General features: G+C 42.9%; 11 protein-coding genes. 3 read left to right on the top strand and 8 right to left on the bottom strand.

All coding sequences use genetic code 11. From position 1 onward, the window contains the following. Positions 1-78 precede the first annotated feature (78 nt). The 8 genes from QUB04_RS11395 to QUB04_RS11360 form a co-directional block, all read right to left on the bottom strand. Positions 79-1,608 (bottom strand): restriction endonuclease subunit S, encoded by a 1,530-nt coding sequence (locus QUB04_RS11395; protein ID WP_333284223.1) that lies wholly within the window; start codon positions 1,606-1,608, stop codon positions 79-81. Continuing rightward, complete coding sequence (locus tag QUB04_RS11390; protein WP_333284221.1) at positions 1,601-3,034, bottom strand: class I SAM-dependent DNA methyltransferase; 1,434 nt, start codon at positions 3,032-3,034, stop codon at positions 1,601-1,603. The genes QUB04_RS11395 and QUB04_RS11390 overlap by 8 nt, the downstream gene beginning before the upstream one ends. Next, complete coding sequence (gene hsdR / locus QUB04_RS11385) at positions 3,031-5,442, bottom strand: EcoAI/FtnUII family type I restriction enzme subunit R (protein ID WP_333284219.1); 2,412 nt, start codon at positions 5,440-5,442, stop codon at positions 3,031-3,033. Before hsdR ends, QUB04_RS11390 begins: the two co-directional genes overlap by 4 nt. Next, positions 5,435-5,632: a hypothetical protein gene (locus QUB04_RS11380; RefSeq protein ID WP_333284217.1), complete on the bottom strand. Its 198-nt coding sequence runs from the start codon at positions 5,630-5,632 to the stop codon at positions 5,435-5,437. The genes hsdR and QUB04_RS11380 overlap by 8 nt, the downstream gene beginning before the upstream one ends. 142 nt (positions 5,633-5,774) lie before the next feature. After that, entirely contained in the window at positions 5,775-8,186 is a 2,412-nt protein-coding gene (locus QUB04_RS11375; RefSeq protein WP_333284215.1) for an EF-hand domain-containing protein, read from the bottom strand. 149 nt (positions 8,187-8,335) lie between these two features. Then, positions 8,336-8,977 (bottom strand): RNA ligase family protein, encoded by a 642-nt coding sequence (locus QUB04_RS11370; protein ID WP_333284213.1) that lies wholly within the window; start codon positions 8,975-8,977, stop codon positions 8,336-8,338. 274 nt (positions 8,978-9,251) lie between these two features. After that, complete coding sequence (locus tag QUB04_RS11365; protein ID WP_333284211.1) at positions 9,252-11,645, bottom strand: EF-hand domain-containing protein; 2,394 nt, start codon at positions 11,643-11,645, stop codon at positions 9,252-9,254. 787 nt (positions 11,646-12,432) lie between these two features. After that, entirely contained in the window at positions 12,433-13,677 is a 1,245-nt protein-coding gene (locus QUB04_RS11360) for an HhoA/HhoB/HtrA family serine endopeptidase (protein WP_333284209.1), read from the bottom strand. A gap of 283 nt (positions 13,678-13,960) precedes the next feature. Here QUB04_RS11360 and QUB04_RS11355 point away from each other — a divergent pair, with 283 nt between their 5' ends. The 3 genes from QUB04_RS11355 to QUB04_RS11345 form a co-directional block, all read left to right on the top strand. Continuing rightward, the gene (locus QUB04_RS11355) at positions 13,961-14,314 is read left to right on the top strand and encodes a metal-sensitive transcriptional regulator (RefSeq protein ID WP_333145411.1); all 354 of its coding nucleotides are present in this window, start codon (positions 13,961-13,963) and stop codon (positions 14,312-14,314) included. A 350-nt stretch (positions 14,315-14,664) separates the two neighbouring features. After that, positions 14,665-14,772: a helix-turn-helix domain-containing protein gene (locus QUB04_RS11350; RefSeq protein WP_333284207.1), complete on the top strand. Its 108-nt coding sequence runs from the start codon at positions 14,665-14,667 to the stop codon at positions 14,770-14,772. A gap of 106 nt (positions 14,773-14,878) precedes the next feature. Further along, positions 14,879-16,011 (top strand): transposase (locus tag QUB04_RS11345; RefSeq protein ID WP_333284385.1); only part of this gene is annotated, 1,133 nt, incomplete at its 3' end.

The following is a 16,011-nucleotide window of genomic DNA, read 5'->3' as shown; positions in this document are numbered from 1 at the left end:
CCAAACACAAAATAATAGAGTCAATTTTGTTTGAGAATACGATTATTGAAGATATATTTTTGGGGTAACAGTTGGGGGCTATTCAAATGCTTCTCTTAACACTGTTTGCATCAAGTCTTCTGCTAGTTGTTTTCGGTGTTTGATTTGTGCTTCTAATTGGTCTATTATTTTCATTAAATAATTTACTTTTTCTACTATTGCTTTTTGTTCTGCAAGGGGGGGAAGGGGAGTTAACAGGCTTTTAATATTATCGCGAGTCACATTTTTCATTGATGGACTTGAACCTTTTGCTACGCTTGCATAATAGCTTCTAGCCAATTCTCCATTGTTAAAATAGTTAAAATATTCTTTCGATAAATCTTCTGGAAATCTAACTCTAAGAGTCTTATCGTTAAGTAGCAATTTATCTCGAACATCTCCTACAATTACACTTTTTCCTACAAGTTCGCTTGTATTTGCACGAGTCATAATAAAGTCATCTTTTTTAATTTCTTTATCTTTAAATGGCGGCACGCCTGGTTTTAATTCTTTATTTTCATCTTCTAAAAAAATATCCCATGATATTGCGCTCATTTTAATAACACCCCATTTTTCTAATGGTGCTGGATTACTAAGACTATCTGGACTTTTTCCAGCTTCGATATCTATTATTACATTACCAAAACTTGTCCAAACCCAACTATCAGGTAAAGAAAACGGGATTTCATCGGGTAAAATTTCGGGGAGAGGTTTTTCTTTTTTGAGTTTTCCATCAGCTATTAATTGTTGTTTTTCCGCTTTGATTTGGGTGAGGAGTGCGGCTGCATCGGTGTCTGGATTCCCTTTTTGAATTGGGTTTTGTTTACGCCATTCTGCTGTTAATTTACCTGAAATAGCTTCTTGTAAAATCGCCTGTTTTAGTTGGGAAATTATATTTGATTGCTTTTCATTTTCTATAATAATTGACTTTAAATTTTTATGTGAAATATTTATTTTTTGAAAATCGGATTGAACTTGTTTTAAAACAGAAATTTGTACAGCTTTATCTTTTTTATATTCTACAATTTTATCCTGAATTTCTTTAGGACATGATGGGAATATTATAGTTGTCATTTTATTTGCATTTACATTAGGCTGTGCAGTTCCATTTTTTAAATCAAGAATTTGATTCCAAAACAAATAGGAATTTAAAAACAAATAAATATATTCTGGATTGTAATCTTCAGAGATAGAAAGCCGGATCAAGTAACTTGCAAAAATGCTAGTTTCTTTTATTTCTTGAATTAACGTTGTTTTTCCCGTAGTCCCGCCTGTTCGAGTAATTAATATATCTTTCTCGTTTAATCTATATTTTTCAATTTCATTACAATCACAAAAAGGAACTGTATCCCAGTCAATACCATCTTCTTTAATATCGGTGATTCTTAATAATCTACAATTTCCTGAATTTTGGGCTGAAGCAGAAAAACCATATTGTGTTTTTGATAACGCTTTTTTTAGAGGTAGAGGTTGATTATATTCATTGAAAATAGCCCTCATTAGAATAGTGTTTTCTAATTGATTTAATTCTTCATTATCAGTTTTTATGAACGTCAGTTTGCAAAATTGAAAATTGAGAGTTTTAACCATTAATTCCTTCCTTCTTTAAAATCTCTAATAATTGATCGCTCTTTCTAAAAGAATCATGCAACATTTCCAACAACTCAACCGAACTATAACCCCTTTCAAGTTCCGAAATATGGGAATTTTTGACATCTATATTAAAACCATTTTTCTCTAAATCCTCAATACTCACCCGCCATGCTTGCGGATTTTCCTCTCGCTTATGCCACCATTGTTTTAAAGATTTAAACTCATTTTTATTAATCGGTTTCGTCTTAGAATACGCCTTCACTCCTTCGGGTAATTGATGTTCCCAATACCAGATTTCCTTTGTCGGTTTCCCTTTAGTAAAAAATAACAAATTTGTCGCCACAGACGCATAAGGTTGAAACACCGAATTAGGTAAACGGACAATAGTATGGAGATTACAAGACTCTAATAAATGCTGACGAATCCGCGCCTTTACCCCATCCCCCGTTAACGATCCATCCGGTAAAACAATAGCAGCCCGTCCGCCATTATGTAAATACCGCACCATCAACAATAAAAACAAATCTGCGCTTTCTGTAGTACGATAACTCATCGGAAAATTATCCTGTACCCCATCAGTCACCGAAGCCCCAAAAGGAGGGTTAGCTAAAATTACATCAACCCGATCTTTATCACCAATAGAAGTATATTCCCGATTTAAACTATCAGTATATTCAATATTCGGAACTTCGATTTCATGGAGAAATAAATTTGTCACCGCTAACATAAAGGGTAAAGGCTTAAATTCCATCCCCTTAATCGTTTTTTCTAATGTTACTAAATCCCGTACATCATCCAAACCTTGCAGACGTAAATGATTAATCGCACAGGTCAAAAAACCACCCGTACCACAAGCAGGATCGAGTACAAATTCTCCTAACTGGGGATTAACCATTTCTGTCATAAATTCAGTTAAAGCGCGAGGCGTGTAAAACTCACCATAAGCGCCCGCAGTCTGAAGTTCCCGCAAAATAGTTTCGTAAATATCACCGAATAAATGACGATCTTCCGAACTTTCAAAATCAATTTCATTGAGACTATTCAACACCTGACGAATAATAGTCCCATTTTTCATGTAATTATTCGTACCCTCAAAAATCTCTCGCACGATCATCGCCCGTTTATTCCCGGTGCTAATATCAAGGGATTTCAAAGTCGGAAACAATTTTTGATCGATAAAATTCCGTAACTCATCCCCCGTCATTCCTTCCTTATCCGCCGCCCAATTACACCAGCGCAACCTTTCAGGAATAGGGGAAACAAAATCATCCCTAAGCAATTCTAACTCTGAATCACTAGCATCAAGAATTTTGAGAAATAGTAACCAGCCCAACTGTTCGATCCGTTGTCCATCGCCAGACACCCCCGGATCTCTCCGCATAAAATTACGCAGACTTTTAATATTACCGCCCAGATTTTTCATGCTGCTACTTGATACAATTCAGACATCAATTCCCGCAAAGCTGAAACATATTGAGGTTTACCCCCAAATCGTTTAACGATCTCCCCTGGAGATCCAAATTGCTTAAGCGGTTCTAATTTTAGCACAGAAAGCTCCTCTATATTCTCGATCCCATCGGTAGCATATTTTTCTAAAAGAGCCTCTAAAACCGCTCGCGCCTGTGACTCATATTTAGTAAAATAATCTCGTTTTTTGACATTTTCTGCCCGTTCCCTGCGAGTTAAGGGGGGACAATCCCAAGCAATATGACAAATCACATCGAATAAGTCCAAATCTTTTTTAATATCCCTCTGTAAATTCTCAACAATAATATCATGTTCTCGCAGTTCTGCGATCAAAGCACTTTTTTTATCCGCTTCATTCCAACGGGCTAAAAATTGATCTAAACTGCTAAATTCTCGCAGCAATTTCTGTTTAGTATAATCTTTTAAACTCGTTGTCACCAAATCCCCATTATCATTGAGATATTGAATCCGCTCATTTAAAATGGTCACATCTACCCCAGCAATATAAACTTTTCCCTGTTTTTCTGTAGTAATTTCACCACCAGAAATAATTGTCGGTTTTAGATTTTCAGGAAGATCATTATTTTGATCGAAATTAATTATTTCGCCCGTCTCCTGATCAATAATTTCCTCGGTGGGATCGCCGATAATATTCTCTGGTGTAAATTCCTCATCATCCCGTATTTCCTTAATCATCACCGGATCACCATCAAATGCTCGATCCGAAAACAGATCCGTCACATTTCTAAAATCCATAATCGTGAAAAATCGCTTATCAAATTGTTCATTAATCCTTGTTCCACGTCCAATAATTTGTTTAAATTCGGTCATAGAACGAATATTAGAATCCAGTACAATCAATTTACAGGTTTGAGCATCAACCCCCGTCGTCATTAACTTAGAAGTTGTCGCAATCACCGGATAACGTTCTTCGGGATTAATAAAGTTATCTAATTCCAGTTTCCCTTCCTTATCTTCTCCAGTAATTCGCATCACATATTTATAATTTTCCCTGACCAAATCTCCTGCTTCATTGGTGATCGCTTGTCGCATTCTCTCCGCGTGTTCTACATCAACACAAAAAATAATTGTTTTTGAGTAAACATCTGTTTGTCGCAAAAAATCCATCACTCTTTTTGCCACAGCTTGTGTCCGTTCATCAATGACTAAATTCCGGTCAAAATCCTTGGAATTATAAATCCGATCCTCGACTAAATCCCCTGATTTATCTAGCTTACTCGCTTCGGGGCGATATCCTTCTAAATCGACATTTAAACCGACTCGAATCACCTTATAGGGTGCGAGAAAACCATCATCAATTCCTTGTTTTAGAGAATAAGTATAAATCGGATCGGCAAAATATTCTATATTAGAAACTTCCTTAGTTTCCTTTGGGGTTGCCGTTAATCCGATTTGAGTTGCCGAACTAAAATACTCTAAAATATCTCGCCATTTACTATCATCAGCAGCGCTACCTCGATGACATTCATCAACTATAACTAAATCAAAAAAATCTCGGCTAAATTCTCGATAAGCATCAGCATCTTCATCATCATAATTAACCAAACCCTGATACAAGGATAAATAGATTTCAAACGCGGTGTCAATTACTTTCTTTTTAATCACTGTCATTTTATTTTTAAAATGCTTAAAATCACCCCGTTTTGTCTGACTAATTAAAGATGTGCGATCGGCTAAAAATAAAATTCGTTTTTTGATGCCATTTTTCCATAGCCGATAAATAATCTGGAAAGCGGTATAAGTCTTACCCGAACCAGTTGCCATCACCAATAGTAAACGATTCTGACCTTTGGCGATCGCTTCTACAGCCCGATTAATCGCGATCTGCTGATAATAGCGCGGCTGGCGACCTTGAGAATCAAAAAAGTAATCAAAGCTGGCTATTTCTTCGGCTTCTGTGGTTTCAATCTGCTTAAATTTCTTGTATTTTTGCCAAAGCTGATCAGGACTCGGAAAATTATCAAGGCTTAATTCTCGCTCAATCAAACTAGAAAAGCCCGATTTATCATGCTCTAAAAAACCATCCCCATTAGAACTAAAAGCCACAGGTAAATCTAAAATATCTGCATAGTTTAAAGCCTGCTGCATACCAGCACCAAGAGGATAAATATTTTTTTTAGCTTCAATAACAGCAATCGGTATATTCGGTTTATAATAAAGAATGTAATCAGCCTTTTTACCCTTACCCCTTTGGGTTAGATTCCCTTTAACATAAATTCGACCATCAGTAAAATAAACCTGTTCTCGGACTTGCTTGCTAATATCCCACCCCGCTAGAACTAAAGCAGGTAAAATATACTGTGTACAAATATCCTGTTCTGAAAGCTCTCGTTTATTAGTCATCTTTTATGTCACCGATCTTAACTATAGGAGGAAGAATTTCTACTGCTTGAAAAGGATTTAATACCAATAAATCTAAATCACCCGTAACAATTACATTGGCATTACCACTAACAGGCAACTCTAAAAACTTATTAGCATTGTCACCTCCCTGGCAACCGCCAAGAGGGTCAGGACGTTCTAGATCGCTCAAACAATTGCCTGGAATTGCATTTTCACATCGACTTCTTCCTTCTACTATAAATCTACTCAGAATGTTAATCACCTAATTTGTCTAATTTTTTATGATCGGTAAAAAGTTAAGCTTAAAAACTTAACTTTTTACTCACTAATATCTAAGCAACCTCTACGAACACACCGCTGCGAGCAAACTCCTCTTCTTCTGGACTAAAGACTGGAGCTTGATCCACAAGGTCAGGGTCAAAGTAATATGTCTCTTGTAGGAATTGTCCCGTGACGATCGCCTCCTCCAACTCCTTGATGTAATCTTGGGCAACTAAACAGGCCTCCTTGATGCCTTCCTCATCCCTCTTATCCAACAGCTTTTGCAAAGTTGCTCTCACCCCTGTCAGTCGTGCCGCGGGCTTGAGCATACCGTAGAGACGGTACATCCGATCGGTGGCAATGCTAATGTGTTTGAGGGCTTTGGCTCGTGCTAGCTCAGAGTCAATGCTAGGCCAATAACGAGTGGTATAAAATGCTTTCTCATCCTTGTGATACCACTCCTCCGATCGCGCAATTGATGAGGAGACAGTATTGTGCAACTTCCAGAAGAATAAGCGCAGGGAAGCGCCATCTACTACGGTGGACAGCTTTGCCTCCATTGATACCTCAAAGTCATTCAGACGCGGGTCGCGCCCAAGCACGAGGTACTCTACAGGGTACATTTCCACCTCTTTATTCTGCACAACGTAGGCGTTGAGGTGGTGGCGGCAGTAGGGGCAGGGATACATAGTGGCAAACAGCTTGAAAAAGTCCTTGAAGATTGCCACCAGAGTTTTTTGCTGTTGGGGGGTCTTGGTAGAGACGATTTCAGCCGTAGTGTGGAAGAAACGCCACACCGCAGGGCCAATATAGTAAGGGAAGCTGACGCGCATTTGTGAATTCTTTATTTCACTGCGATCGATATAAACGTCAATGAACGATACATATTGCGAGAGTTCGCCAGACTCGCGCCCAAACTCCAAGCGTTCGCGCCGTTTCTGTACCCCGTTCAGGTAGTTGTGGGTCAATCGCCATGCCTGTTTGAGCATTAGCTTCTGTTTTGGAGCGCATTTGGGAAAGCCTTCTGCAACATCCGCCCCATAGCGCCCAAATTCCCCTGACGCCTTGGTAGCTTCGTACCACTGGTTTAAAGCCACTTCGTCAGGAACCGTGTTGAAAGGGATGTCTGCTGCTGTGCTGACGCTAAAGGCAGCCAACAGCTTCGGCATAAAGTCTTCATACCAATAGGCGACTGGCATCATCGCACCATCGATTTCTTCTGAGGCATCCGAGAGGATGACGCGGTTCCACTTCTTCAGGTACTCTTTGGGATCTCCCTCAGATTTGGCTGGTGGCGGTGCCATTTCCTCACTCAGTTCCATTTTTCTCAATCGGTTGAGTTCGTTGATGGCAAGCACACCCTCGGCGATGTCACGCAAGTTGAGACTTTTCTTTTTGATGGTGATGGCAAACTCGACTCCCGCCGCAAACTTTTCCTTGGCGGAGGCAGACTTACCCCGCGCTTCCAACATGGCTTTTTGTTCTGCCAACATTTCTGGAGTTTTTTCTATAGTCTTCCAGTTTTTGATGCGATCTTGCAGTCGGGCATATTCATCTTCGAGCGATTTAACTACTGCATCCAGTAAAGGGTTACACGCCGACTCTACTACACCCAATCCTTTATAAAGCCCGATCGCACTCCTGACAAATTGCACAAAATCAGCGATTCTGTATGGCAAGTTTCTCACGCGCAGGTGAGTCTCGTGGTTGGCGGAAAAACTCTCGCGGAAGCTGCGGTAGGCTGCTCCCTGGATCAGACGAAACAAACCAATCTGCATCTGCAAGCGGGACGTACCGCGCTTCTTCTGGGCTTGTGGGTGTTGCGCGAGTAGTTCTTTTAGCCGCGCTATTTCTGGATTGCTATCGGTGGGTGCTTCTTCTAGATTAGGTTCAATAGTGGCAGAAGCTGCCTCGTTGATAGCAGTTGCTGTACTTGCGATCGCAGCCGCTGTACTATCTGAAACCTCGGTTGTCTGTGTGCTGACAATCGGAACCGGCGAGTCTTGATATCCTGTTGTGATCTCGGACTCATCCGGTACAAGTTTGCAGAATTCCTTAAAGTCAATTGAGGCATCGCCGTCATGGTCTACCTCTTTGATGATCTCATCGAGTTCTTGCTCTGTCAGCCCAAACTGGCTCATCACACCCTGCATCTCGTCTCTGGTGATTTGACCGCTCCCGTTTTCATCAAATACACTAAATGCCATTTTGAGACGACTCTGGCGATCGCCTTGGTGGGATACCATCAGCATTTTGAATTCATCAAAATCGATACTGCCCGACAAGTCTACGTCTACTTCCTTGATCATGTCGCGCAGCTCGGTTTCGTTAGGACTCTGGCCGAGCGATCGCATCACTTGACCCAGTTCTTCTGATGAGATAGCACCGCTCCCGTCCGCGTCAAATACTTTAAAAGCTTCCCATAACTTTGCCACATCTTCTTCAGTTATGGCTTTTTTTTCAAGCTGCACAGATGTCATCACTAAATCCTCCCTGATTTTTTATTGGCTGTCTATTGATTATGACCAATATACTTTAATTCCTGATGAGTTACGCAACGGTATTATCAAATCCAAGGGGGTTGCCGATTTCTCCCACTTTGGCTTGTGACCGTCGATCTATCAGTTTGATATTACTCCCAGTAATTTTCCCAATCATCCTTAAAAGCTTGCTGCAATCTCTGCATATACGCATCAGTCTTAATCTTCACCATCCACAGATTATTAGCATTGCGGCCTCCCTTGCACACAACACCTTCATCTACACCGTATTTCCCCTTGCGAACATCGTCCATAAACTTGCCCGTCAGTTTGCCGCGATAAATCACTCGCGCAATATTTAATTTACCAAAATCCTGAATAAACCGATCGGGAACAACCATACCGCCCTCAGTTTCCACATCAAAAAGCACCAGTTGTTTGCGATCGTCCTTTTTGTGCCTTCCCGCAAACGAGTTAGCACCAAAAAACTCTGTAAACACAGTAATTTCAGGGCAGTGATACAGTTCGTTCTCTCGAAATATAGACTCTAAGGGACTAGCAAAGTCTCTTTTAAATATTTCCGGTGCTTCTTCTAAACCTGGATGTGCAGCATTAAATTCTGCAATTCCCATCTCATCCAAATCAAATCTACTGCGGCGCGTACCAAAAGCATACCAACCAAGTTCAACTTCCCAAACCCAATGCAAATTAGTGCCATCGTACTTCTCAAAAGCTACACATTGTTCGTGAGGGCAATTTTTACTATCTGGAATTTTGGGATAGGCAAGAAGCATGATATCGATTCTGGTTGCACCGTCCGTGCTTGTTGACTGTTGACTGTTGACTGTTGACTGTTGACTGTTGACTGTTGACTGTTGACTGTTGGCTGTTGACTGTTGACTGTTGACTGTTGAATGTTGACTGTTGGCTGTTGACTGTTGGCTGTTGACTGTTGACTGTTGGCTGTTGACTGTTGACTGATGACTAATGACTGTTGACTAAAGACTAATGACTAATGACTAATGACTAATGACTAATGACTAATGACTAATGACTAATGACGGATATTCAAGTAGCCTCAACGAACACACCGCTGCGAGCAAACTCCTCTTCTTCAGGAGTGAAGACAGGAGGTTCATCCACAAGGTCAGGGTCAAAGTAATATGTCTCTTGTAGGAATTGTCCGGTGACGATCGCCTCGTCCAACTCCTGGATGTAATCTTGAGCAACTAAGCATACCTCCTTGATGCCTTCCTCATCCCTCTTATCCAACAGCTTATGCAATATTGCTCTCACCCCTGTCAGTCGTGCTGCGGGCTTGAGTATAGTGTAGAGGCGGTACATTCGATCGGTGGCAATGCTGATTTGTTTGAGGGCTTTGGCTCGTGCTAGCTCAGACTCAATGCTGGGCCAATAACGGGTGGTGTAGAATGCTTCCTCATCCTTTTGATACCACTCCTCCGATCGCGCAATTGATGAGGAGACAGTGTTGTGCAACTTCCAGAAGAATAAGCGCAGAGAAGGGCCATCTACTACCGTGGAAAGCTTTGCCTCCATTGATACCTCAAAGCTATTCAGACGCGGGTCGCGCCCAAGCACGAGGTACTCCACAGGGTAAATTTCCACCTCTTTATTCTGCACGACGTAGGCGTTGAGGTGGTGGCGGCAGTAGGGGCAGGGATACATACTGGCAAACAGGTTGAAGAAGTGCTTGAAGATGACAACCAGAGTTTTTTGCTGTTCTGGCGTCTTGGTAGAGACTATCTCAGCCGTAGTGTGCAAGAAACGCCACACCGCAGGGCCAATATAGTAAGGGAAACTGACCCGCATTTGTGAATTCTTTACTTCAGTGCGATCGATATACACATCGATAAACGCCACATATTGCGAGAGTTCCCCAGACTCGCGCCCAGACTCTAAGCGTTCGCGCCGTTTCTGTATCCCATTGAGGTAGTGGTGCGTCAAGCGCCATGCCTGTTGAAGCATCAGCTTCTGTTTTGGAGCGCATTTGGGAAAGTTTTCTGCAACATCCGCCCCATAACGCCCAAATTCCCCTGACGTTTTAGTCGCTTCGTACCACTCGTTTAAAGCTGCTTCGTCAGGCACCGTGTTGAAGGGAATGTCTGCTGCGCTAATGACGCTGAAGGCAGCCAGCAACTTCGGCATAAAGTCTTCATACCAATATGCTACTGGCATCATCGCACCATCTATTTCCTCTGATGCCTCCGAGAGGATGACGCGGTTCCACTTCTTCAGGTACTCCTTGGGATCTCCCTCGGATTTGGCTGGTGGCGCTGCCATGCTCTCACTCAGCTCGATGTTTCGCAGTCGGTTGAGTTCGTTGATGGCAAGCACACCCTCGGCAATGTCACGCAAGTTGGGACTATCCTTTTTGATGGTCATTGCCAACTCGACTGCCGCCCCAAACTTCTCCTTGGCGGTGGCAGACTTATCCCGCGCCTGCAACATGGCTTGTTCTTGGGCCAACATTTCAGGAGTTTTTTCTATGGTTTTCCAGTTCTTGATGCGATGCTCTAGTCGGGCATATTCATCTTCGAGCGATTTAACTACAGCATCCAGTAGAGGGTAGCACGCCGACTCTGCTACACCCAATCCTTTATAAAGGGCGATCGCACTCCTGACAAATCGCACAAAATCAGCAATTTTGTATGGCAAGTCTCTCACGCACAGGTGAGTCTCGTGGTTGGCACAGAAACTCTCGCGGAAGCTGCGGTAGGCTGCTCCCTGGATCAGACGAAACAAACCAATCTGCATCTCCAAGCGGGACGTACCGCGCTTCTTCTGGGCTTGTGGGTGTTGGGCGAGTAGTTCTTTTAGGCGCGCTATTTCTCGATTGCAAGCGGTGCGTGGTTCTTGTAGATCTTCTAGATTAGGTTCAATAGTGGCAGAAGCTGACTCGTTGACAGCCGTGGCTATACTTTCGATCGCAGCCGCAGCCTCTGTACTATCTGAAATTTCGGTTATCTGTGCACTGACAACCGGAATCGGCGATTCTTGATCTCCTGTTGCGATCTCTGGCTCATCGGGTATTAGTGTGCAGAATTCCTCAAAGTCAATTAAGGCATTGCCGTCATGGTCTGCCTCTTCGATGATCTCATCGAGCTCTGGCTCTGTCAGCCCAAACGGGTTCATCACATCCTGCATCTCGTTTTTAGTGATTTGACCGCTACCGTTTTCATCAAATACACTAAATGACATTTTGAGACGACTCTGGCGATCGCCTTGCTGGGACATCATCAGGATTTTGAATTCCTCAAAATCGATACTGCCCGACGAGTCTAAGTCCACTTCCTCGATCATTTCGCGCAGCTCGGTTTCGTTAGCACTCTGTCCTAGCGATCGCATCACTTGACCGAGTTCTTCTGATGAAATAGCACCGCTGGCGTCCGCGTCCAATACTTTGAACACTTCCCATAACTTTGCCTCCTCTTCTTCAGTCATGGCTTTTTTTTCAAACTCCACAGAGGTCATACTAAATTCTCCCTAATTTTTTATTTTATGTCTATTAATTATGGCTAATATAAGTAGGTGATCGCAAAAAAACAATAATATTTTGTAAGCTTTTCTAGGGGCTGGCTTAGCCTAGAATATATACTAAGAGAGATGTGAGCAGTGCAAAACTCTGCCTATCATGTAATGTTTATTTGAACCCACTTACTTTAATTCCTGATGAATTACGAAACTGTTACAAATGATACTATAACTCTGCATAGTTGCCAGGGTTATCGCAATGATTGGGCGTTTTAGTTGGTAAATTAAAGAGTTAGAAAGCGATCCGTATTTAAGTCAATCAAGAGTTTTTCTGGTTGAAATTTGACAGTTGACTGTGGGTCGATAAACTCAAAATTGCGCTGATAGATCGAAGATACATATGATTGCCACTTGACTCGACTTTGTGATTCCGATGAAGCGCGGATTTGAGCTGAAGCGGTTAGAGTGCGCTCTAGACTGAAGGGCGAGATCCTTTTACATCAGGATTTGAGTTAAAAGTAGGCGCAATATTCGGTCATAGTTGAGTGAATTTAAATCATCTATAGCGGTTCTCAAAAAAGTGAGGTATGCCCTATGCCCTATCCCCTATGTCCTATGCCCTAGGCCGGATAGTACCTCATCTTTCTGAAAAAGGCTATATGATAGCAATCCTATTTCATTGGTTAACAATTTTTATGCCCAGCACGCGATCGAGTCGAAGAGGGGGTTTTAACGATTTCCCCCCTTCCCGTTCTAGTTAAAAATCTCTCAGTTGAGCAGTTTGAACCGGAACTTCTTTAATCTGGGCACCGCGGCGCACCTTCAGTTTTAGAATTTGACCGATTTGGCTGTTTTCCACCAAATTTTGCAACTGTTCGGGTTCAGTCACTCCCTCGCCGTCAATTTGAACGATGACATCCCCCTTGCGAATCCCTGCTTCCTCAGCAGGCGTATTTGGCACAACTCGCATCACTAACACCCCTTTCACTTCCGGCACGATTAAAGGAGCATTGGGGTCAGAATTATTCTCTCTGGCCATTTCAGGAGTCAAAGCAATCATCTGAATCCCTAAAAACGGATGGCTGACTTTTTCTCCCTTGGCTAACTGCGCGTAGATGGCTTTGGCTTTGTCGATCGGAATCGCAAACCCAATACCCATTGCATCAGCTCGAATCGCCGTGTTGATGCCAATCACTTCTCCTCTGCTGTTTAACAGGGGGCCACCGGAATTGCCGGGATTGATGGCGGCGTCGGTTTGAATGAAATCAAGGCGCTTGTCGGGAATGCCGACGGCTGCACTGGAGCGTTTGAGGGTGCTGATGATGCCTAAAGTGACGGTGTTGTCAAATCCCAGGGGGTTCCCCACGGCGATCGCCCAATCTCCCACTTTCACCGCGTCGGAATCTCCCAAGGTGGCAGTCGGCAGGTTTAATTGCTTGGTATTAATTTTGACAACAGCCAAATCTGTTACTTCGTCAGTACCTTGCACTTCTCCTGGAAATGTCCTGCCGTCGTTTAAGGTGACAGTCACTCGATCGGCTTTGTCAACTACGTGAGCATTGGTTAAAACAATCCCGCTTTTGTCAATGATGAAGCCGGAACCTTGACCGCGTAAGCGTTCTTGTCTGGGGGTCAGGCTGCGTAAATCTTCTCCCAAAAATCTACGGAAGAATGGGTCTTCCATTAAGGGGTCGAGGTTGCGACTGACGGTGCGCTCGGTATCAATACGAACAACTGCCGGCCCGACTCGATCGACAGCCGCCGTTACAAAACTGCCGGTATCCCCTGGGAGTTCCGAACCCCGCAGTGCTAACAGTTGCGGATTCGCAGCGGTGGCTGGGAAACTCTGGAACTGTAAGTTGGGCGGATTGCTGCCATCAGCGGCTGCAGCGGGTGCAGCATTGATTGCTAACGCACTCAGGGCGATCGTCATTCCTAAAATTAGGGCGAACCAACGATCACCGGTTCGAGGGGCGGGGCGAAAAAACTTAAATAGTCGCATAGCGTCAATCTTTGTTAGTCTGGGTTAGTCTGGTAAGGGTGTGCGATCGTGCGGACTCAATAATCTGTCACCATAAAGATCCTAAATATATTTTGACAGTTACAATACATGAGTCACTAGCCCGCACCAACTCAACATATTCTGAATTCTAACTTTTAAATTTCCCTCGTAATACCAGTTTCAAAAAAAGAATGCAACTCTAGGCCCCTGGGCCCAACCATTACCAAATCACTCATTCCCAATCTAAAATCTAAAATCTAAAATCTAAAATGGTATAACCCCAATGATTCTATCTGATACTTCTACTGACAAATCCTTGCCCTCAAATTCCCACCACCATCACGACGCTGAATCAGCCCACCCTCACCATCACGATGAAGAATCGAGGCGGCGGCTGGTAAATCGCTTGTCTCGGATTGAGGGACACGTCCGCGGCATTAAAACAATGGTGCAAGAAAACCGTCCCTGTCCCGAAGTTCTCGTGCAAGTTGCTGCAGTTCGAGGCGCGCTCGATCGCGTAGCGAGAATCATTCTTGACGAACACTTAACTGAGTGCATCGCCAGAGCCGCGAAAGAAGGCAATATTGATACCGAAATTGAAGAGTTGAAAGCGGCTTTGGATCGGTTTTTGCCTTAGCCGTTGCCAATTTTTAAATCGATATAACAAAACCTGCAAATTAGACAAAACTTGCAAGTTATGATTTCTGGCCAATTTTTTAACTACCAGCCGGGAAGTCCCTCGGTATATTTAGAGGGGACATATCTGAGCGCTGCGCCCCGTACCCCGAATAAATTACGCCCGCGTGATGGAAGGCTCGTCGGATGGAGGGACGGAAGCCGACAATTAAACTTGGCTACTATGAATCAATCTTCGGGAGCATCTTGATTTTCAATGTACTTCCAAGTGTTGAAATGGTAATTTTTGGTGTTGCATTTTGGACGTACACAAACTATACTATGCAAAGGTCGAAAAAAGGAAGTTTAAAAATGCAACTCACTTACAAATACCGCCTCAAACCCACCAAAGCCCAACTAGCAACAATTGTGGCTCATTTAGAACTCGGTCGCCGACAGTACAACTACCGACGGGCGTGAAAGATTTAGGTGGTGGGAAGCCACGAGAACGCCTATCAATGCCTGTCCATTAGTTGTTTCGATAATCCCTGTTGAGGAGATTTATCAAAACATTCCTTTGACGAGAGTGCAGACTAGGGATGGTAGAAAAAAGGATGAATTAGGCAATCCTTTGACCAGGAAAGGTGATGTTTTCTCGAACATTGAAGGCGGATATGTACAGTGGCAGACGATACAATTGGCTGACCTGAAAAACACAAAAAAGCTATTTCCTGATTATAAAGTGTTAGATTCTCAGGTCTTGCAAGATGTCGTTAACAGAGTGGAAACTTCCTTTTCAAACTTTACTACGCCCGACAAAAATGGCAATCGTAGAGGCAAGCCCAAGTTCAAGGGGCTTCACTACTACAAATCTTTCACATACCCTCAACTAGATAATTTACATATCGTTAAGGATGAGCAAAATAGGATTTGTATCGACCTCGCAAAAATAGGTCAAGTACCGATGGTTTTTCATCGTCCAATACCAACAGGGTTCAAAGTTAAGACGGGGAGTGTCATCAGAAAAGCGGATGGGTGGTATATTTCCTTGACGTTAGAAGATAAGACAGTTCCCGTAACGGTTGCAGAAATTCAACCGACTGATGAAAATACTGTGGGTATCGACCTGGGAATTACTAATTACGTTTATCTTTCTAATGGCGAAAGAGTAGAAAATCCTAGATTCTGGAGGAAGTCGGCTGAAAAATTAGCAAAGCTTCAAGCGAAACTAGCTAAAAAAGTCAAAGGTTCTAAGCCTTGGAAAATTATCAAGGACAGGATTTCTAAACTCCACCAGTTTGTAGCTAGAGCTAGATTAGATTTTCAGTTCAAAATAGCACAGCAGCTCTTCGGCAAATGTGATGTTTTAGTTATTGAAGACTTGAGTGTCAAAAATCTGACTAGACGTGCCAAGCCTAAGACTGATATTGAGAATGGTAATTTGGTTTATTTGCCCAACGGTCAGTCAGCTAAGAGCGGCTTGAATAAATCAATGCTTGATGCTGCTCACGGGCAGTTCGCTAGCGCCCTAAAATATGTCGCCTGGAAATTGGGTAAAAGCGTTTTGCTTATCGATCCAAAAGGAACTTCTCAGCATTGCTGGAACTGCCTCAATAAAGTCCCGAAAGAATTATCGGAACGCTGGCATTCTTGTCAGTGCCGAGAATCTTTGGATCGGGATGAAAACTCAGCTAAACTCATCAGAAAAATTGGCTTGAG

Origin of the sequence: Microcoleus sp. D2_18a_B4, assembly GCF_036702475.1 — a bacterium.
Taxonomy (GTDB): Bacteria; Cyanobacteriota; Cyanobacteriia; order Cyanobacteriales; family Microcoleaceae; genus Microcoleus.
This window is presented reverse-complemented; position numbering and strand designations above follow the sequence as displayed.